Origin of the sequence: Streptomyces sp. NBC_01335 (assembly GCF_035953295.1) — a bacterium.
Classification (GTDB): Bacteria; Actinomycetota; Actinomycetes; order Streptomycetales; family Streptomycetaceae; genus Streptomyces.
Genome location: NZ_CP108370.1, coordinates 7,283,349 through 7,302,201, shown reverse-complemented (window position 1 = coordinate 7,302,201; position 18,853 = coordinate 7,283,349). Strand labels below are relative to the sequence as shown.

21 protein-coding genes are annotated in these 18,853 nt (G+C 73.8%); 12 read left to right on the top strand and 9 right to left on the bottom strand.

The window, feature by feature from the left end; genetic code table 11:
* Positions 1-135 precede the first annotated feature (135 nt).
* A complete protein-coding gene (locus OG599_RS31175) occupies positions 136-717 on the bottom strand; it encodes a TetR/AcrR family transcriptional regulator (RefSeq protein ID WP_327179314.1) in 582 nt (193 codons plus the stop codon).
* Positions 718-837: 120 nt separating this feature from the next.
* On the opposite strand from OG599_RS31175, the gene OG599_RS31170 reads away from it, so the two are divergent.
* Positions 838-1,851, top strand: coding sequence for a zinc-binding dehydrogenase (locus tag OG599_RS31170; protein WP_327179313.1), 1,014 nt, complete (start codon positions 838-840; stop codon positions 1,849-1,851).
* Between the two features lie 121 nt (positions 1,852-1,972).
* On the top strand, positions 1,973-2,332 hold the full coding sequence (locus OG599_RS31165) for an STAS domain-containing protein (protein ID WP_327179312.1): 360 nt from the start codon (positions 1,973-1,975) through the stop codon (positions 2,330-2,332).
* Positions 2,333-2,371: 39 nt separating this feature from the next.
* Here OG599_RS31165 and OG599_RS31160 read toward each other — a convergent pair whose 3' ends face one another.
* Genes OG599_RS31160 through OG599_RS31145 form a run of 4 tightly spaced genes read right to left on the bottom strand, consistent with a single transcriptional unit; the run spans position 2,372 to position 6,121 of the window.
* Positions 2,372-2,881: a MarR family winged helix-turn-helix transcriptional regulator gene (locus OG599_RS31160; RefSeq protein WP_327179311.1), complete on the bottom strand. Its 510-nt coding sequence runs from the start codon at positions 2,879-2,881 to the stop codon at positions 2,372-2,374.
* A 53-nt stretch (positions 2,882-2,934) separates the two neighbouring features.
* Entirely contained in the window at positions 2,935-3,399 is a 465-nt protein-coding gene (locus OG599_RS31155) for an STAS domain-containing protein (RefSeq protein ID WP_327179310.1), read from the bottom strand.
* On the bottom strand, positions 3,396-4,484 hold the full coding sequence (locus OG599_RS31150) for a cobalamin B12-binding domain-containing protein (RefSeq protein ID WP_327179309.1): 1,089 nt from the start codon (positions 4,482-4,484) through the stop codon (positions 3,396-3,398). The genes OG599_RS31155 and OG599_RS31150 overlap by 4 nt, the downstream gene beginning before the upstream one ends.
* Positions 4,481-6,121, bottom strand: coding sequence for a PP2C family protein-serine/threonine phosphatase (locus tag OG599_RS31145; protein ID WP_442809603.1), 1,641 nt, complete (start codon positions 6,119-6,121; stop codon positions 4,481-4,483). The genes OG599_RS31150 and OG599_RS31145 overlap by 4 nt, the downstream gene beginning before the upstream one ends.
* Positions 6,122-6,391: 270 nt before the next feature.
* Between OG599_RS31145 and OG599_RS31140 the strand changes: the two genes are divergently transcribed.
* The 3 genes from OG599_RS31140 (at position 6,392) to OG599_RS31130 (ending at position 7,684) form a co-directional block, all read left to right on the top strand.
* Positions 6,392-6,718, top strand: coding sequence for a PRC-barrel domain containing protein (locus OG599_RS31140; protein WP_327179308.1), 327 nt, complete (start codon positions 6,392-6,394; stop codon positions 6,716-6,718).
* Positions 6,719-6,825: 107 nt separating this feature from the next.
* Positions 6,826-7,188 carry an STAS domain-containing protein gene (locus OG599_RS31135; RefSeq protein WP_327179307.1) on the top strand — a complete coding sequence of 121 codons (363 nt, stop codon included), beginning with the start codon at positions 6,826-6,828 and terminating at the stop codon, positions 7,186-7,188.
* 64 nt (positions 7,189-7,252) lie between these two features.
* The gene (locus OG599_RS31130; RefSeq protein ID WP_327179306.1) at positions 7,253-7,684 is read left to right on the top strand and encodes an ATP-binding protein; all 432 of its coding nucleotides are present in this window, start codon (positions 7,253-7,255) and stop codon (positions 7,682-7,684) included.
* 95 nt (positions 7,685-7,779) lie between these two features.
* Here the strand turns inward: OG599_RS31130 and OG599_RS31125 are convergent, their stop codons facing one another.
* Entirely contained in the window at positions 7,780-8,421 is a 642-nt protein-coding gene (locus OG599_RS31125; RefSeq protein WP_327179305.1) for a TetR/AcrR family transcriptional regulator, read from the bottom strand.
* A 126-nt stretch (positions 8,422-8,547) separates the two neighbouring features.
* Between OG599_RS31125 and OG599_RS31120 the strand changes: the two genes are divergently transcribed.
* Positions 8,548-9,114, top strand: coding sequence for an NADPH-dependent FMN reductase (locus OG599_RS31120; protein WP_327179304.1), 567 nt, complete (start codon positions 8,548-8,550; stop codon positions 9,112-9,114).
* A 78-nt stretch (positions 9,115-9,192) separates the two neighbouring features.
* Here the strand turns inward: OG599_RS31120 and OG599_RS31115 are convergent, their stop codons facing one another.
* Positions 9,193-10,224: a chitinase gene (locus OG599_RS31115; RefSeq protein ID WP_327179303.1), complete on the bottom strand. Its 1,032-nt coding sequence runs from the start codon at positions 10,222-10,224 to the stop codon at positions 9,193-9,195.
* A 300-nt stretch (positions 10,225-10,524) separates the two neighbouring features.
* Between OG599_RS31115 and OG599_RS31110 the strand changes: the two genes are divergently transcribed.
* From OG599_RS31110 to OG599_RS31100, 3 genes are all read left to right on the top strand, one after another.
* A complete protein-coding gene (locus OG599_RS31110; protein ID WP_327179302.1) occupies positions 10,525-10,899 on the top strand; it encodes a hypothetical protein in 375 nt (124 codons plus the stop codon).
* Between the two features lie 62 nt (positions 10,900-10,961).
* Positions 10,962-13,160, top strand: coding sequence for a bifunctional polysaccharide deacetylase/glycosyltransferase family 2 protein (locus tag OG599_RS31105; RefSeq protein ID WP_327179301.1), 2,199 nt, complete (start codon positions 10,962-10,964; stop codon positions 13,158-13,160).
* Positions 13,157-14,260, top strand: a complete 1,104-nt coding sequence (locus tag OG599_RS31100) for an acyltransferase family protein (protein WP_327179300.1) — start codon at positions 13,157-13,159, stop codon at positions 14,258-14,260. Before OG599_RS31105 ends, OG599_RS31100 begins: the two co-directional genes overlap by 4 nt.
* Before the next feature lie 135 nt (positions 14,261-14,395).
* Here the strand turns inward: OG599_RS31100 and OG599_RS31095 are convergent, their stop codons facing one another.
* Positions 14,396-14,842, bottom strand: a complete 447-nt coding sequence (locus OG599_RS31095) for a nitroreductase family deazaflavin-dependent oxidoreductase (protein WP_327179299.1) — start codon at positions 14,840-14,842, stop codon at positions 14,396-14,398.
* A 135-nt stretch (positions 14,843-14,977) separates the two neighbouring features.
* A complete protein-coding gene (locus tag OG599_RS31090) occupies positions 14,978-16,090 on the bottom strand; it encodes a MerR family transcriptional regulator (protein WP_327179298.1) in 1,113 nt (370 codons plus the stop codon).
* A gap of 252 nt (positions 16,091-16,342) precedes the next feature.
* Between OG599_RS31090 and OG599_RS31085 the strand changes: the two genes are divergently transcribed.
* From OG599_RS31085 to OG599_RS31075, 3 genes are all read left to right on the top strand, one after another.
* The gene (locus tag OG599_RS31085) at positions 16,343-16,981 is read left to right on the top strand and encodes a sigma-70 family RNA polymerase sigma factor (protein ID WP_327179297.1); all 639 of its coding nucleotides are present in this window, start codon (positions 16,343-16,345) and stop codon (positions 16,979-16,981) included.
* A gap of 101 nt (positions 16,982-17,082) precedes the next feature.
* Positions 17,083-17,310: a hypothetical protein gene (locus OG599_RS31080; protein ID WP_327179296.1), complete on the top strand. Its 228-nt coding sequence runs from the start codon at positions 17,083-17,085 to the stop codon at positions 17,308-17,310.
* Positions 17,311-17,613: 303 nt separating this feature from the next.
* A complete protein-coding gene (locus OG599_RS31075; protein WP_327179295.1) occupies positions 17,614-18,849 on the top strand; it encodes a lycopene cyclase family protein in 1,236 nt (411 codons plus the stop codon).
* The last annotated feature ends 4 nt before the right edge of the window (positions 18,850-18,853 follow it).

Here is an 18,853-nt window from a genome sequence, read left to right as displayed (position 1 = left end):
CCCCCGTACGGCGCATCCGACATGACAGCAGGTCAGGCGGGCGCCGAGCCCCTTCGCCGCGGGCGACGACCGCTCCCCACGGCGCCCGACGGCCGGGCTCGCGGGGGCCGGGACCGACCCCGGTCCACCGGCGCCTCAGACCCGCGCACCGTCCAGCACCAGCGCGACCAAACGCTCCGCCAGCTCCTCGTCGAGAGGTGCGTCGCTCACCAGGACGCGGGCGAAGAGGGGGCCGCTGACCGCCTCCATGAGCAGGCGGGCGTCGGTGTCCCCGGCGAGTTCGCCGCGTTCGACGCCGCGCCGGACCATGACGACGCCGCGCTCCAGCCGGTCCTTCCAGTACGGGCCCCGGCGGTCCTCCAGGGTGTCGTCCCGCTCGACGCTCAGCCGCAGCAGCGCCTGGCCTTGGGCGGTGCGCAGCAGTCGGACCAGCGAGACGAAGAACGTCGTGAGGTCCTCGCGGACGTCCCCCGTGTCCGGGACCGGCACGGCGGCGTCGAGTTCGGCGACGAGCGCCTCGGCGATGAGGTTCTCGCGGGTCTTCCACCGCCGGTAGATCGAGGTCTCGTGGACTCCGGCGGACCGGGCGACGGCGGAGACGGTCGCGCCCGACAGTCCTTCGGCCGAGAGGATCTCCACGACGGCGGTCAGCACGGCTCGGCGCATGTTCTCCCCGCGTCGGCGCAGCGGCGGGGCGGCGGGGCGGGGCGTGGTCATGCGGCCAGCCTAAAGCAACCCCACTTGCACAGGACCTCAGGACCGTCGTACCGTCTAATGCAAGACGACCTGCGTTAGATCGGCGGCCGTCGAGGGAACACCGCCTTTGGAGGTCATGTCATGGAGCAGATGCTCGCCGCACGCCTGCACGTCCCGAGCCGAACCCTGCGCGTCGAGGAGGTTCCCCGGCCGCAGCCCGGACCGGGGCAGGTGCTCGTGAAGGTGGAGGCGGCCGGGGTGTGCCTCTCCGACGTGCACCTGATCGGCGGCAGCCTCACCCCGCAGTTGCTGGAGGGCGACACCGTCACCCTCGGTCACGAGGTGTCCGGCACGATCGCCTCGACGGGCGAGGGCGTCACGTCCTGGAAGCCCGGCCAGCGGGTGGTGCTGTACGCGGGCGAGACCCGCGACGGCGTCACGTACACGCGGGGCGTCGACTACGACGGCGGCTGGGCCGAGTACGCGCTGTCGGCCGAGGACGCGCTGACGCTGCTGCCCGGCTCCATCCCGTTCGACCAGGGCGCGATCATCCCGGACGCCGTGTCCACCCCGTGGGGCGCGATCACCGCCACCGCCGCGGTCCGGCCCGCCGAGGCCGTGGGCGTGTGGGGCGTGGGCGGGCTCGGGGTGCACGCGGTGCAGCTGCTGCGCGCCGTGGGCGCGTACCCGATCGTCGCCGTCGACCCGAACCCGACCGCCCGGCAGCGCGCTCTCGCCGCCGGAGCCGATCTGGCGCTCGACCCGGCCGCCCCGGACCTCGCTGAGCAGGGGCGCGCGGTCACCGCCGGTGCCGGACTGGCCGCCGCCTTCGACTTCGCCGGGGTGCCCGCCGTGCGCGAGCAGGCGCTGACCGCCCTCGCGAAGGGGGGACGACTCGTGCTGGTCGGCCTCACCGACAAGCCGCTGACGGTCACGCAGGGCACCCGGTTCAGCTACCTCCAGCAGCAGATCCTCGGCCACTACGGCTCCGACATGCCCGTCGCCCTCCCGCAGCTCCTCGGGCTGGTCGAAGGCGGCCGGCTGGACTTCTCCGGCTCGATCAGCGGGACCCTGCCGCTTGCGGAGGCGGCCGAGGCCGTGGCCCGGCTGGAGCGCAAGCAGGGCGACCCCATCCGTCTGATCCTGCGCCCCTGACGCACCCTCGGGCCGGGGCGGCGTGCGCGGCACACCCCTGGACGTACGGGCGGAATCGCTTCGCCCGCACATCCGGGGGGTGTTGTCCGGGCGGCGCTCCGGTGCTGTGAAAATGGGGGCCATGAGCTGGGACGAGAGTGCCACCGTGCGGGTGGCGAGAGCGCCGGACGTGTTCGTGATCGGTGTCACCGGCGCGGTCGACCAGGCGGAGCGCGATCTCCTCTCCGCCGCCTGGGAGGAGGCCACGGAGGCCGACCTGCCCGCCACGGTGGTCGACCTGTCCGGTGTCACCTTCGGGGACAGCGGCCTGCTCAACGAATTGCTGATGGCGGAGCGCGGACACCGGCTCCGGGGGCGGGCGTTCATCATCGCCGGGCCGCTCCGCCCACAGGTGCGGCGCCTGTTCACCGTCACGGGGACGCTGGACCACTTCGTCGTCGTGGGCACCGCCGGGGACGCCCCCGAGCACCGCGCGAGCTGACGCCACGTCAGTCTCCAACCTGGCGAGCGAGGTTCCCGCTCAGTCCGCCGGGCCACGCACAACGGGCCCGGCGAACATCCGATGAGCCACCGGGCGGCCGCCCAGCGCGTCCCGCAGCCCGGTAAGTCCCTGGGCCAGCTCCGCGCGCTGCCCGGCGGGCATGCTGTCGATCGCGGTGGTCAGCACCTCGCCCCGCTTCCTGCGCACCTCGGCGAGGTGCGCGTGCCCCCGCGTCGTCAGACTCAACGTCACCTCGCGTCCGCTGTCGGGGCTGGGCCGCCGCTCGACGAAGCCCACGGACTGGAGCCGGTCGCACAGTCGGCTGAGCGAGGGCGCGGACACGTTCAGTACGGCGCCGAGCGCCCGCATCCTGATGCCGTCCTCGCGGTCGACGGCGTACATCAGGCGGAGCTGGGCCAGGGACGCGGGGGCCGCCCAGCCCCGGTCGCGGGTCCGTTCCCACAGCAGGTCGAGCAGTTCCACGATGTCGCCCGCCGCCGACGCCACGTCGTCGTGGCCCGGAGGCGCGACCTCGGCGTCGGACGTCATGACGTTCCCCCTCTGTTCCCGGTGCCCCGGGGCGGGCCGGCGCACGGCGTGCGTCAGGCTGTGCCGTCCGGGCCGGTGGGACGGGCCGAGCGGTGTCGTACGCCCTCGATGGCGGAGGGGGCCTCGTGCGCGGACGTGGACGTGGTCCGCATGCTCTGCCCCGAGGGACGCTCCGCGTCCATGGGGGTCGTGGTGAGGTACTCCAGCGTACCCGTGACCTCCAGCAGCCGGTCGAGCGCGGCTCGGCGCCCGTCCAGCACCAGACGGACGCCCGCCCGGTCGGCCCGTCTGCGGATCATGATCAGCGCGGCCAGCCCGGAGGAGTCGACCGTTTCCAACGGGGCGCATTCGAGCCGGAGTTCGCGTATGTCCGGGTGCCCGGCCAGCTGCTCCGTCACGGTGTCGAGCAGCGTGTCGGCACGGGTGTGGTCGAGGTCTCCGCACAACTCCACCAGGACCGCGCCCTGTGCGTCGTACCGCGTGCTGAGCCGGAAGGCGTCGGAGGGGGTGGTCGTCATGCGTGCTTCCCGTGGGGGGTGTTCGGACGGAGGCGGCCGGCCGCGAGGCGGAGGTGGCGGGTGGCCCGGGGGAAGTCCCTGAGCTCCTCGCCCAGCACCTCCAGTGCCGGGACGAGGGAGAGCGCGGGCACGTGGCGTGCCGCCAGGATGTCCCCGGTCCAGTCGAGGAATCCGGTGAAGAGCTCGGCGGCGTCGGTGTAGAGGGCGGCGGCGAGGAAGTCGACGATGTGCGCCACGTCCTCGGCCGTCCGCTCGCGCTGCGCCTCGGAGTAGGCGCGTGCCGCGGGGAAGCGCTCGTCGAGCCCGACGAGGACCGCCTTCACCAGCTGCGCCTTGCTGCGCACCACCAGGGTGTACTCCTGGTCGCCGAGGTGGGGCAGATCGTCGATGGGCTGGTGGGCGCGGGGCGTACGGGGCGCGATGCCCGCCGCCAGGAGAGCGGCGGCGGCGCGGGCGTCCGGGGCCCAGGCGTCCGCCCCGAGGAGGCGGGCGAACCCGCCGTCCTCGCCGAACGCGGCGCCTCCGGCGAGGACCGGGGTGCCGGTCGCCTGGCAGGCGGTGATCGCGGCGTGGGCGGCGGGCAGCCGGGTGGCGAGGGAGGCGGACAGGGCCACCGCGTCCGCGCCGGTGCGGTGCAGATGGGCGATCAGGTGCGCGGTCGGGACCTGGGCGCCGAGGAAGTCGACCCGCAGGCCGCGCAGGGTCAGCACCTCGGCGAGGATACGGGCCTGCAGGGCGTGCCACTCGCCGTCGACGCAGGCGACGGTCACCCGCCCGGCCGCCCCGGCGGTACGGTCCCGGTGCGCCGCGCGGCTCCGGGAGAGGGCGCCGACGACCCGGTCGTTGACCGCGGTGGCCGCGTGTTCCTGGGCGACGCTGATGCGGTTGGCGGCCCACTCGACGCCGATCGTGCCCTGTACCGGCACGATGACGTCCAGCAGCAGGCTCTCGGCGTCCGCCCCGTCGCGGAGGGCGTCCAGCACGAGGCCGGTGGCCGTGTGCTCGTCCCCCTCCAGGACGGCGTCCCACAGTGCGTCCCTCAGCGCCGCCGGCGGGTGGTCGGAGGTCAGGGTGTGCGTACTCATGCGGTGAACCTGCCCCGGGTGTGGCCGTCCACCGCGCTGAGGTGGTGGGTGCGCGGGGCGGCGATGACCACGACGGCCATGTCGTCGTGGCGTCCCCCACCGACCCACTGGGCCGCGAGCATCTGGATGTGCTCGACGACGGCCTCGGCGGGCATCCCTCCGCAGCGGGACAGCGCGCTCCGCAGCCGCTCCTCGCCGAAGAGGGAGTCCCCGAGAGGCCCGCCCCGGGCCTCGGTGATCCCGTCGGTGAACAGCACGCAGCTCTCCCCCGGGGCGAGGACGGCCTCCACCGTCTCGGCCCTGGCCTGCGGGAGGGCGCCCACCAGGGTGCCCCGGGTGGCGGCCTCCTCCACCGTCCCGTCCGCGCGGACGATCAGCGGTGCGGCGTGCCCGGCGCTGGTCAGCCGCAGCCGCACCGAGGCGGACTCGCGTACCGCGGAGGCGAGTACGAGGGTGGCGAACCGGGCGTGGTGGGAGTTGAGGAGCGCGCCGTTGAGGAGGTCGATCATCCGCTGGTGGTCGTCGGCCATCGGCAGCAGCGCGTGCAGGGTGTTGCGGATCTTCCCGGTGAGCACGGCGGCGTTCAGGCCCTTGCCGCACACGTCCCCGAGCACGGCGAGGGAGGGCTCGCCCTCGACCGCCGCGGGGTGCACGTCGTAGAAGTCGCCGCCCACCCGTTCGGTGTCGCGCGAGGCGCGGTACCCGCCGGCGAACTCCACTCCGGAGACCTGGTGGAGGACCGGGGGCAGGAGTTCGCGCATCAGCGTCTCGGTGATCGACGCCTGCTCGGCGTACATGCGCGCGGCGGACATCGCCGCGCCCGCACGGGCGGCGAACAGCCGGGCGAAGGTCTCCTCGTTCCGGCTGAACGCGTGGTGCTCGCCCCGGCGGAGCAGGATGAGCGCGCCGGCCGGGACGCCGTGGCCGGGCAGCGGGGTGACCACGATGGAACCCACGTCGTCCATGTCCTGCGGCACCACCCACGACGGGGCGAGGCCCGGGTCCATCCACCGCGACGGCACGGGCGGGAACCCCTGGAGCGCCTCGGCGAGGCCGGGCACCGCGTCGGGGTCGACGTGTTCCCGGGTGAGTGTCGGGGTGCCGTCGCCGCTGCACCGGGCGATCAGCGTGCCACCGGTGGACGGGGCGACCACCAGGGCGGCGTCCGCGAGGTGCGCGGCGGCCAACTGGGCCGTCACCTCGGCGCACTTGTCGAGATTGAGCGAGGACAGCAGCCGGTTCGACGCCTCGGTCAGGAAGGCGGTGCGTGCGCGTTCCCCGCGCAACGCCTCGGTGGCGCGCCGCCGGTCGGTGTCGTCCACCAGCCACCACACCACGCCGCCGTCCTCCTGACCGGCCGGGTGTGCCTCGAAGCTGCGGTCGCCGACGGGGCCGGCGGCCGTGGCCGGGCCCTCTCCGGCCCGGCGCACCCGGTGCGCGTCCGCCAGCCAGGACGGGACGGCGTCCGTCAGGGGTGTGCCGGGGCGGGCCTCGGGGAAGAGGGCGGCCGCGGCGTCATTGGTCCGTTCGACGGCGCCCCTCGGCCCCACGACCAGGGCGGGGCAGGGAGCGGTGTCCCAGACCGGTTCGACCTGAGTGCTCGCACGGGCGGCAGGCGCCCGGTGTGCGGAAGTCACCAAACGAAGAAGGCCCGCTGCGCGAACCCCTCACCTCATCTACTCGACGACAGAATCATTGCCCCTCGGCAACACTCCTCCACCGGAGGCACTCCTGGCAACCCGTCATGGCCGGGCGCGCCCCGGCGCGGCGGTGTGACGGAGCGCTCCTCACGCGCGCGATGTCTTCCTGTGTGAGTTCGCGCACTCGGGGAAAGCGGTCGTGGAGACCCACGCGAATCCGCGTGCGGGAGGAAAGGCGAGAGCATGAGAAATGTCTGGTGCGGGCCCGTGGCGATCGATGAGCTGGCCGGGACGGATCCGACCGAGTTTTCGGTGGAGGCTTCCGACGACACCCTGGGAACGGTGGACCGGCGTTCTCTCGTACCCGAATTCGACCACCTGGTCGTCGACACGGGTCTGTGGAAATTCGGTCGCAGCACTGCCATTCCCATGGGTATGGTCGCGCGGGTGGATGCCGAGCACCGGGTGATCACTCTGCTCTGCACGAAGGAGCAGGTGAAGGGCGCTCCGCGGTTCGCCCGCGACCAGGACACCAATGACCCGGCCTATTTGACGCGCCTCGGCGCCTATTACGCCGAAATCCTGACGCCGTGACGCCGGGATCATCCGTCCGGTCCGCGTACGGGCGACCGTCGCCGGCCCGGCGCGGCATTCCTCGTCCGTCCTTTCGTACGACTCCGGGGTGAAGCACCATCAGTGAAATGACCGGACGGAAGAGACCGGACAGGGGGACGGCGTTCCTGGTCCGGACGGACGGGTTCGCGCTCGTCCGGGTACGCGGCGACGCCGACGAGAATTCCGGGGCGCCCGAGTTGGCCGAGGCTCTCGGGGCGGCGTTGCGGATGGGGAAAGAACGTACTGTGGTGGACCTGTCGGAGACGGAATTCGCGGACTCCGCGGTACTGCACACCCTGCTCGACGCACGTGCGCGCCATGAGCGCGCCGGCGTCGGACTGGTGCTCGCGGGCCCTTTCCGCACCGCCGTACGTCGCTTGTTCGAGGTCACCGGCACGGCCGGCGCCTTCACCATGGCCACGAGCGTGGAAGAGGCGGCCACATGCTGAAGCCGGCACGACACGCACGGCCCGTCGACACGACGGGGCCGTGTTCCAGGGGGCGGAGGAGCACGTGAGCAGGGAACATCCGGTGGGCCGCGACGAGGGCGGACCCGTCGGTACGGGGCTCCCCCTGCCCGGCGACGCCGCCGCCGCGCGCGCCATCGTGCGCGAGTTGCTGGACGAGCAGTTCTGCACCCTGGGAGGCATGGACCCGGACGACGTGGTCATCTCGGACGCGCTGCTGGTGACGTCGGAGCTCGTCACGAACGCCATCCGCCACGGGGGCGGGCTCACCGGGTTCAGTGCCCGGCTCAGCGGTGAGGGGCTGCTGCTGGACGTGGCGGACGCCAGTCCCGCGGAGCCGCGGACCGTGGTCGCGGCTCCCGACACCGTACGGGTCGGGGGCTACGGGTGGCCGCTGGTGCGGCGCCTCTCGAAGCGGGTCACGATCACCAGGCAGGCGTGCGGCAAGCGGATCAGCGTGCTCATCACCCTGTTCTGAGGCGGCCCGTCCCTTCTGTTCCGAAGCTACGCCCCACCGCACCGCCTCGCCGTTCCCGCCTCCCCGCCCCGCGCGCCCCGGTCGCTTCCGGCGGTTCAGCAGCGGTGCGTGACCCGGGCCACCAGGTCCTTCCAGCCGTCCTCGACACGCTCGGCCGAGAAACATCGGCCGTTGCGGTGGTGATTGAGGAACGAGGGGTCCAGGTAGGCGAGCAGCACCTGGGTCAGCATCTCCAGGTCGCCTCTCACACCGGTCCGCCGGAGCAGGTCGGTGACGTGGCAGGCACGCACCGTGCGGGCGGGCGCGCTGTAGCGGCGGGTCGGACAGTTGTCCGCCTCGACGTACAGGTCGACGTACTTCGTCATGTGGCGGATGGTGTGGACGCCGAAGGCTTCCAGCCGCTCCAGCGGGGGCGCGCCGGGGCCCAGCGGCGGCGGTCCGCAGATGACCGCGTTCTGGAATTCCTTCTCGGCGTGGTCGATGAGCGCGTTCATCAGGCCGACCCGGTCGCCGAAGCGCCGGAAGACGGTGCCCTTGCCGACGTGGGCCGCGGTGGCGACCGCTTCCATCGTGACGTTCTCAGCCCCCACCTCCCGGACCAGTCGCGATGCGGCTTCCAGCAGGCGGATACGGTTGCGGGCGGCGTCGGCTCGCTCCTGGGGCTCATGACCGGCCAGGGGCAACAGCGTGACAGGGCGGGCGGAAGAAGCCTCGTCGGCTCCGATCTGCGCGGTCATCGCACCAGGGTAACTCGCTCCACGCGAAGTGGACCCCGGTCCGCTTCGCGTGCTATACCGATGACCGGACCACGGTCCGGTTTCTTTCTCCGCCGCCTAGCCCGGCACTTTTCACAGGAGTCCCTCATGTCCACTCGCATCGTCGCTCTCGTCGGCAGCCTCCGCTCCGGCTCCCACAACCGCCAGCTGGCCGAGGCCGCCGTGAAGCTCGCCCCCGAGGGCGTGGAGGTCGTGATCCAGGACGAGATCGCCGACCTGCCCTTCTACAACGAGGACATCGACGTCGAGGGCAAGCTTCCGGCCGTCGCCGCGAAGCTCCGCGAGACCGCCAACAGCGCCGACGCGTTCCTCCTCTTCTCCCCCGAGTACAACGGCACCATCCCGGCCGTCCTGAAGAACGCGATCGACTGGTACTCCCGCCCGTTCGGCGCCGGCTCCTTCACCGGCAAGCCGGTCGCCGTCGTCGGCACCGCGTACGGCCAGTTCGGTGGCGTGTGGGCCCAGGACGACGCCCGCAAGGCCGTCGGCATCGCCGGTGGTTCCGTGCTGGAAGAGGTCAAGCTCTCCGTGCCCGGCTCGGTCGTCCGTTTCGCCGAGACCCACCCGGCGGACGACGAAGAGGTCGCGCAGCAGCTGACCGCCGTCCTGGCCGAGCTGGCGAAGGCGGCCACCGCCGAGCCGCAGGCCGTCTGAGCACACTGATGTGCCCGTGAGGCGCCGTCCCGCTCCGGCGGGCCGGCGCCTCGTGTCGTCAGGTCCCGACGGGAACGGTCAGCGCCCCAGGGCCGCGCCGAACGCCCCGTCCTCCTGCTCGACGCCGCTGCAGGAGTCGTCCGCCACGGTCGTACCGCCCCCGGCGCACGCCCGGTCGCGGAAGGTGGCCCACAGCGAGAGCCCGCCCACTCCCCGCTCCTCGGCGAAGGTCCGCAGCGAGGCCGCGTCGGCCAGGGTGAAGGTCTCCCCCGCCACGTCGTTGACCCCGGCCATCACGGTGAGGTGCAGGGCGTCCCACGCCTGCGCGGACCCGAGGTCCAGCGCCTTCGCGAGCTGGCTGTGCGCGGCGCGGGCCGCCTGCTCCGCGTACTCCCCCATGTCCCCGTCGTGGGACGTGCTGTAGTTCATCGCCATGATGTCGACCGCCGAGAGCGCGACACCCTCGGTGACCGCGTCGTCCAGCAGCGCCAGCCCGCTCGCCTCCAGGCCGTCCGGCATGACCGGCAGGGTGTACGTGACGTCCAGGTCCCGGGATTTCTGGAGCAGCCGGATCGCCCGGTCCCGGCGCACCACGGACGCCCGGTCGGTGAGCGCGGCCCCCTCGATGTCGAAGTCCGCCTTGTCCGCGCCGACCGCGTCCAGCACCTTCGCGTACGTGTCCGCGAGGTCCTGCGCACTGTCGCAGGCGCGCGCCAGCTCGGTACCGGCGGCGCCGCCGAAGGAGACCCGCACGTCCGCCCCGGAGGCCGTGAGCGCGGCGACCCGTGCGACCACCGCCGCGTCGTCGGCCGCCGCGCTGCCGCCCCAGCTCGGTGTGCAGCCGCCGTCCGCGACGACGAAGGCCAGGTTGTACGTGTCGGGTGAACCCGCCCGGTCGGTGTCCGAGGCCGTGGTGGCGCTGACGTACGGGGTGTACGCGGGCCCCTCGGCGGCGTCCGCCGAACCGCTGGGCGGCGCCGGCGCGTTGCCGCTCTGGTCGGCGACCGTACCGGTGGCGCACCCACCGCAGGCCAGCGCGAGCGCGGCCAGTCCGGCGAGCGCCGGGCCGACGCGTCTCGACGCTCCGCGCACGGATGGTGTTCCACGCATCGGGCACCTGCTCTCTCGTCCGAAGTCCGAAGCGCCCCGGGACGGGTGGTGAAAAGGGGCGGCATCCACCGCAAACCTCTCATGGTCCGAAGCCCCACCAGAACCAGCGCATCTCACATCCGGCGCTCCGCCTCGGCCCTGTTGCACACCAAAGGTCGAGCCCCCAGAGCGAGTTGACCGACCGTACGACGGGAACCGCAGAGCCGCACTCTCAGCGGTCCGACAGCTTGGGGTGCCTTCCACAGGGCGCGCCCAGGGTTCTGCCACGGTGCGCACATCGCCGCCCGCCACCATCCGCTCATGCATGCCGACACCGCTTCCCAGAAACCCCCGACGCCGCACGGCCGCCGCCGCAGGCACGCCGGTCCCGCGCGGCCGGAGCCCGGCGAGGGGCCGGTGTTCGTCGACGCCTCGGGGCGCCGGGCCCGCCTGCTGCGCCGGGCCGGGGCCGTGCTCGCACTCGCCGTCGTCGGTTACGCGGCGGTGCTCGGGCTCGCCTTCATGGGGGGCCTGTCCATGTCGCCCTCGCGGCTGCTGCCCTTCGGCACCGGGCAGCCCGCGGAGGCCGCCCCCGGTGGTATCGCGCCCCCGGACGGTTCCCCGCGGCCCACCGGCGGGGCCACACCGCCCACCGCCGGCGCCACGCCCGCCGACGACGCCGCAGCCGCCCGGTGAGCGCCGCGACACGGCGGCGCCGCGGGCCGGGCCGGGGCGCGCGGCACGCGACCCCGGGACGGATGGAACGCGTCCGCCGGCAGGCCGTCCCCCGCCCCCGCGCGGTGCTGGCACTCCTGCTGCTGCTCGGGCTGGTGAGCACCCTCCTGCTGGACGGTTATCTGCGCTCCGAGGTCGGCGGCGACCAGCGGGTGCGCTCGGGCGCCGCCTCGGACGAGGTGCCGCAGAGCGTGCTGGAGGGCGGCCCCTTCCTGAGCTTCCGGGACGGCGAAGCGCGCTCGGAGTCCGTACCGGACAAGACGATCGTGCTGACCTTCGACGACGGGCCCGACCCCGAGTGGACCGAGCAGGTGCTCGACGTCCTCGACGCCAACGACGTGCCCGGCACGTTTTTCCTGGTCGGTTCCATGATCGCGCGCCATCCGGGCGTGGTGCGCACGATGGTCGCGGACGGGGACGAGGTGGGCATCCACACCTTCACGCACGTCGACCTCTCCTACCAAAGCGCGGGGCGCGTGAAGCGCGAGATCGCCCAGACGCAGCTCGCGCTGGCCGGGGCCGCGGGCATCACCACCAACCTGTTCCGCGCCCCCTACTCCTCCACTCCGGACGCCGTCGACAACTACAGCTGGCCGGTGTACGAGAAGCTGGGGGCGCTGGGGTACACCAGCGTCTTCGTCGACACCGACAGCGAGGACTGGAAGACGCCCGGCGTCGACGCGATCGTGCGGGGCGCCACCCCGGCGAGCGGCAAGGGCGCCTCGGTCCTCTTCCACGACGCCGGCGGCGACCGCTCGCAGACCCTGAAGGCGCTGCCCGCGTACATCAAGAAGATGAAGGCCGCCGGGTACACGTTCACCACGGTCAGCGGCGCCCAGCAGCGGGCCGCGCAAGCTTCCGGCACGACAGCGGCAGCACCGCCCGGCGGCTCCGCCGGCACGTCCGGCCCGGCCGCACAGGCCGCGCACCACCCCGCCGACGCCGCCTCCGTCTGGGAGGGACGCGGGCTGCTCGCGGCCGTAGCCGTGGCGGAGTGGACCGTACCGGCGCTGGCGACCCTTCTCGCGGTGGTCGGTGTCGCCGTCCTCGCCCGGTTCGGCCTCATGTTCCTCCTCGCCGGGCGCCACTACCGGCGGCGGAACCGGAGGCGGTTCTCCTGGGGGCCGGAGGTCGTCCGGACCGTGAGCGTCGTCGTGCCCGCCTACAACGAGAAGGAGTGCATCGCCGGCACGCTCACCTCACTGGCGGCGAGCACCCATCCGATCGAGATCGTCGTGGTCGACGACGGATCGACGGACGGGACGGCGGAGATAGCCGAGTCGCTCGGGCTGCCGCAGGTACGGGTGGTCCGCCAGGAGAACGCCGGCAAGTCCGCGGCGCTCAACAACGGTGTCCGCGCGGCCCGTCACGACCTGGTCGTGATGATGGACGGCGACACCGTCTTCGAACCCGACACCGTGGCACGGCTGGTCCAGCCGTTCGCCGACCCCGGGGTCGGAGCGGTGGCCGGCAACGCCAAGGTCGGCAACCGCTCCACCCTGATCGGGGCGTGGCAGCACATCGAGTACGTCATGGGCTTCAACCTCGACCGGCGCATGTACGACCTGCTCGGCTGCATGCCCACCATCCCGGGCGCGATCGGTGCGTTCCGCCGCGAGGCGGTACTCCAGGCCGGCGGGATGAGCGAGGACACGCTCGCCGAGGACACGGACATCACGATCGCTCTGCACCGGGCGGGATGGCGGGTCGTCTACGCCGAGCACGCCCGGGCGTGGACCGAAGCACCCTCCTCCTTCGGCCAGTTGTGGCGCCAGCGCTACCGCTGGAGCTACGGCACCATGCAGGCGCTCTGGAAGCACCGCCGCTCGGTCACCGACCGGGGGCCGTCCGGCCGGTTCGGCCGGATCGGGATGCCGCTGGTGGTGCTCTTCCAGATCCTGACCCCGCTCCTCGCCCCGCTCATCGACGTGTTCACGCTCTACGCGATGCTCTTCGTCGACTTCACGGGCTCAGCTCTGGCGTGGCTGGCCGTACTCGGCGTCCAACTGGCCTGCGCGGCCTACGCGTTCCGGCTGGACCGGGAGAAGTACCGCTACCTGCTGATGCTGCCGCTCCAGCAGCTCGCCTACCGGCAGATGATGTACCTGGTGCTGATCCACTCCGCCCTGACCGCGCTCACCGGCGGCCGGCTGCGCTGGCAGAAGCTGAAACGCACCGGCGCGGTGGGCGTCCCGGGCGCCCCCACGGAGGCGGGCCGGTGACCGGCGCGCATCGCAGGACGGCCACTGCTCCCCAACACGCCGCGGGCACAGGGGCTCCGAGGGGCCGGGCGGACCGGAACGGGGGCCGCGACCCGTACGTCGACGTCCTGCGCGCCCTGGCGCTCGTCCGTGTGGTCAGCTACCACACCTTCGGATGGCCCTGGTTGGGGTTCGTCTTCCCGTCCATGGGCGTGATGTTCGCGCTCGCCGGTTCGCTGATGGCGCGCTCGCTGGAGCGGCCCGCGTGGTCGGTGATCCGCGGCAGGATGCGCCGACTCCTCGTGCCGGTCTGGGTGTTCGGGCTGTTCTTCGGTGCGGCGATGGTGCTGCACGGGTGGGTGCCGGGCCCGGACGCGCTGTACTGGGTGCTGCCGGTGGGCGATCCGCCGGGCAACGCCTGGGGCGAGCAGGGGTGGGCGGTGCTCTGGTACCTGCGGACCTATCTGTGGTTCGTGCTGCTCTCTCCCGTCCTGCTGCGCCTCTTCTCCCGGTGGCCCCTGCCGGTCCTGGGCCTGTCGCTCGTACCGGCGGTCCTGCTGGGGACGGTGTGGCAGGTGCCGGACGGCCGGCTGGGCGGCGGGATCAGCGATCTGTCGGTGTTCCTCTTCTGCTGGCTGCTGGGCTTCGCGCACCGCGACGGCACCCTGGACCGGCTCCGGCCGGGACGGGTCGCGGCGGTGGCGGCGGGGCTGATGGCGGCGGGCGCGTGGTGGGCGCTGACCCACCGGGCGGACGGGAGCTACGACCTGGACGACATCCCGCTCGCCCAGGCGCTCTGGTCCGGCGGAGCGGTCGCGCTGCTGCTGCGGCTGCGGCCCGGCACCTCGGCCACGCCCGCGCGCGGCCGTTTCCTCGGGCGGGTGGTGCGTGTCTTCAACTCGCGCGCGGTGACGATCTATCTGTGGCACGAGGTCGCGCTGATGCTGAGCGTGGTGGTGATCGATCTGATGTGGCGGGTGCCGTCGCTGGAGGACCGTCTGCCGCTGGGCAGCACATGGTTCCAGTTCGCGGTCGCCTGGCCGCTGATCGCCGCCGCGGTCGCCGTGTTCGGCTGGGTGGAGGACGTGGCGGCCGGGCGGTCGCCGAGGCTGCTGCCGTGAGAGCCCCGTCGCTTCCGTGAGAGACGCTCGCTTCCGTGAGAGCGCGACCGCTTCCCGCGAGAGCGCTGTCACTCGCGCGGGAGGCGGCCGCTTGCGCGGGAGGCGGCCGCTTTCCGCGGGAGGCGGCCGAGCGGGTCAGTGCGGCGTCGGCGCGGGCTCCAGGACGAAGACGGGGATCACCCGGTCCGTCTTCTTCTGGTAGTCCGCGTAGTCGGGGAACGCCTCGACCGCGCGCTCCCACCACACGGCCTTCTCGTCCCCCGTCACCTCACGGGCGACCATGTCCTGCCGGACCGGTCCGTCCTGGAGCTCGACGCGGGGGTCGGCGGTGACGTTGTGGTACCAGACCGGGTGCTTCGGAGCCCCGCCGAGGGAGGCGACCACCGCGTAGGTGCCGTCGTGCTCGACGCGCATCAGCGCGGACTTGCGGATCTTCCCGCTGCGGGCGCCCTTGGTGGTGAGCACCACGACCGGCATGTCGCGCATCGTGGTGCCCTGCGTCCCGCCGGAGCTCTCGTACAACTCGACCTGGTCACGCACCCACTGGGTGGGGCTGGGTTCGTACTCGCCCTTGAGCGGCATGGTGTGTCCCGTCGTCGTTCGGTGCGGCCGTGCCGAACCTTCGCCGTGCACGACCGCGTCCATCATGCAGCGCCTGGGCCCGCGCCACCCACCGGGGTGGGTGTCCGGCGCGGCGCGCCGCACGCCGCGGCCCGTTCAGCGCGAGGCGAGCGCCGACAGCAGGGCGAGCGCCTCGGCCAGGCTGGTGGGGCGCAGCACGCCGTCCGGCTGGTGACCCGCCCAGCCGGGTCCGGCGAGCAGGACGGTCGGGGCGGTGCGGGCACCGCGTACCCCCCATTCGATGGAGGCGATCCGCTGGGCCAGCGGCCGGCTCGCCGTCGAACGGCCTTGCGACCAGAGGGCGATGCCGGCCGGACCGGTGCGCCGGACGGCCTCTTCCAGGGCATCGACCGGCAGGGCCGCCCCGAACATCCTCACCGGCAGGCCGCGTTGCATCAGTCCGGCGGTGAGCGCCTCCAGCGGCAGCGTGTGGTTCTCGTCCGGCGCGCAGGCGAGCAGGGTGACGGCGGTGCCGCGCGCGGCCGGCGGGCCTGCGGCGACGCGCCGGAGCGCGGTGGAGACGTGCCAGGAGAGCAGGTGCTCCACCTCGACGTACCGCTCGCCGGAACTCTCCCATCTGCGGCCCACGGCGTTCAGGGTCGGCATGATGACCTCGTCCCAGGCGGCCACGAGCCCGTGCCGGTCCAGGGCGCGGGCGAGCAGCTCCTCCACGGCGCGCGCGTCCAGGCGGACGGCCGCCCGCGCGAGTCCCCGGGCTTCGGTGCGCCCGCGGCCGACCGGGAGGGCGCCGGGGGCGGTGGACGGGCGGGACGGGGCGGGCCGCGTCCGCCGGGCGGCTCCCGGGGGCGCACTCGCGGCGCCGGGCGCGACGGCGAGCGCGGCGCGGGCGGCCTCGGCCGGCGGAAGCCCGGAGTTGGTGAAGTCGCACATGCGCATGAGCAGTTCGACGTCGCCGGAGGTCCAGCGCCGGTGCCGGCCCCCTTCGCGTTCGGCGGGCCCGATGCCGTACCGGCGCTCCCAGGAGCGGAGGGTGGTCGGGGCCACGCCCAGGAGCCGTGCGACGGCTCCGGTGGTCAGCCCTCCGTCGTACCCGGCCGGGCCGGAGGCGCCGGCACCCGGCGGATCCGTCGTCCCGGGGTCCGGTACGTCCCCGCTCCTGGGGGCCGGCAGGTCCGGGTTCCCGGCCCACGGCCCGTCCGCGTTCCCCTGGTCCGGTGTTTCCGTACGCCCACGACTCGTTGCGTCCATGCGCCCACGATACGACGCAGAAACGACGCATGTTGCCGCGCCGGTGGGGAGTTGGGTTGTCTGGGACCTACGGAACACAGCGGCTCCGGCGGGCCGTTGGCGTTCCGGACCGGGTGGCGGTGCGGCCTTCGGGGCCCTCTGCCGCCCGGGCTCGGGGCTTCCCGGGTCCGGGGCTTCCCCGGGCTCGGGACTTCCCTGGCCCTGGGTCCCCCGGTCCTGGGCTCCCGGGCTTCCCCACGAGGAGGGACACCGATGACCGCAGTCGACGTACCGGCGGGGCATCGCGCGCCGCAGGCGCCGGTCCGCACGCCCGCGCAGGAGCGTAGCGAGGACGAGGACCGCGCCGCAGCAGAACTGGCGGATGGCCTCCTCAGAGGTGACGCGGAGTCCTTCGCCCGGATCTTCCATCGGTGGGGCACCCTGGTCCACACGCTGGCCGCACGCTCCCTCGGTGATCCCCGCGAGGCCGAGGACGTCACCCAGCAGGTGTTCCTGGCGGCGTGGCGGGGGCGTGCGGGGTACCGCCCCGAGCGCGGTCCGCTGCCCGGGTGGCTGGTCGGCATCACCCGGCGCAAGGTCGCCGACGCCCTCGCCGCGCGCACCCGGCGCGGCGAGCTGGTCGCCGCGTCCGCCGCGCGGGAGCAGGTGCGCGGCACCGAGGGCGCGGGGCCGGAGACCGCGGTGCTCGACCGGGTGCTGGTCGTCCAGGAGCTCTGCAAACTCCCCGCGGTGCAGCGGCACATCCTCTGCATGGCCTTCTTCGACGACCTCACCCAGGTGCAGATCGCCGAACGGACCGGCCTGCCGCTGGGGACCGTGAAGAGCCACGCCCGCCGGGCCCTGGTGCGGATGCGCCGGTCGCTCACGGCCGCCGCACCGGAGATGCACTGACGGCCAGTCACCCGTACGGCGTCGCGTCCGCCGTTCCGGAACGGCCGCGGGTGCGTCCGGCGGGCCGTCCCGGGGGGAAGCAGGTCCCGAGGGAGGTGCACATGGCGCACCATGTCCACGAGGACGACCTGACGGAGCTGGCTCTCGGCCACCGGTCCGCCCGCGACGGCCCCGCGGTGGAGCACCTTCGCCGGTGCGCGGAGTGCCGTGCCGAGTTCGAGGCGCTCGGTGCCGTGGTGGCCGCCGCCCGCGCGGTGACCGCGGCCGATCTTCCCCTTCCGCCGCCGCAGGGGATGTGGGAGGCGATCACCGCCGAGATCTGCGGCTGACGGGCCCGGGAGGGGTGGCGTTCCACGGGCGGGCCCGGAGAGAGGCGGGGTCCCGCGGCCCCGGGTGCGTCCCGACGCGCGACACCCGCGCGTCGGATGCGTCCGGGGGGCCTTCGGCTGCGGAAGTATCGGCGGCAGCACCGGCACGGCCGCGGACGACGGCCCGCACCCCCGTGACCGGCGCGCCGCGTACCCGTACCCCGCCCGACCGCGTCCGTCCGTCCGTCCGTCCGTGGACGGCCGTCCGTGTACGGCCGGAGAACACCCGCCCGTCCACCCTGCCGGAGGAGGAGAGCGTCTCCCTTGCCGTACGCCGACGTGGTCATCGTGGGCGCGGGAGCGGCCGGTCTGTCGCTCGCGTACCGTCTGTGCGCACCGGGCGCGGAGGTGGAGCTCTCCGTCCTCCTGGTCGACGCCCCGCCGGGCCCGCTGCGGCCGCCGCCCCGCACCTGGTGCTTCTGGGAGCCGCCGGGCGGCGAGTTCGACGCGGCGGTGTCCGCGTCGTGGCGGCGGCTCCGGGTGCGCGCCGCCGACGGCTCGGCCACGGTGGCGGTGGCGTCCCCGCTCCGGTACAAGATGCTCCGGTCCGACGCCTTCACGGGGCTGGTGGACCGGAGGCTGGACTCGGCCGGGGGCTTCGGGCGCGTGGAGCTGACCGTGCGGGCGGTGCGCGACGCGGTCGGGGGCGGCGGCGAGGTGGTCGGCGAGGACGCCCGGGGCCGCCGTACCGTCGTGACCGGGCGGTACGTCTTCGACTCGCGACCGCCCGGCCGTCTGCCGGCCGCCCGGACCACGCTCCTCCAGCACTTCACCGGCTGGTTCGTGCACACCCGGCGACCGGTGTTCGAGCCGGACACCGCCGATCTCATGGACTTCCGGACCCCGCAGCCGCGCCACGGTCTCTCCTTCGCCTACGTGCTCCCGCTGGACGCGCGCTCCGCCCTGGTGGAGTACACGGAGTTCTCCCGCACCCCGCTCGAACCGGCCGCGTACACAGAGGCGTTGGAGCACCATCTCCGCGAGGTGCTCGGCGCGTCGCCGTACCGGGTGTCCGCCACCGAGCACGGCGTCATCCCCATGACGGACGGGCGCTTCCGGCCGCGCGCGGGACGTTCGGTGTTCCGCGTCGGTACGGCGGGCGGCGCCACCCGGCCCTCCACCGGCTACACCTTCAGCGCCGTGCAGCGCCAGACCCGGTCGCTGGCGGCGGCGCTGCGGGCGGGGGAACCGCCGCGTACGCCCTCCCCGTACCGCGCCCGGTCCCTCGCCATGGACGCGGTCATGCTGCGGGCCCTGGACACCGGGCGGGTGGACGGCGCCGCCTTCTTCACCGGCCTCTTCCGCTCGGTTCCGCCCGCGCGGCTGCTCCGCTTCCTGGACGGATCGGCCCCGCTGCGCGAGGAGTTGCTCGTCGGTCTCCGCACCCCCGTCGCCCCGATGCTCCGTACCGTCGCCGAACTCCCGTTCCGCGCACGCCGGTTCTACCCCGCGCAACCTGCCCCCGCCTCCTCCCTCCCCCACCTGCCCGATGAGGAATGACCAC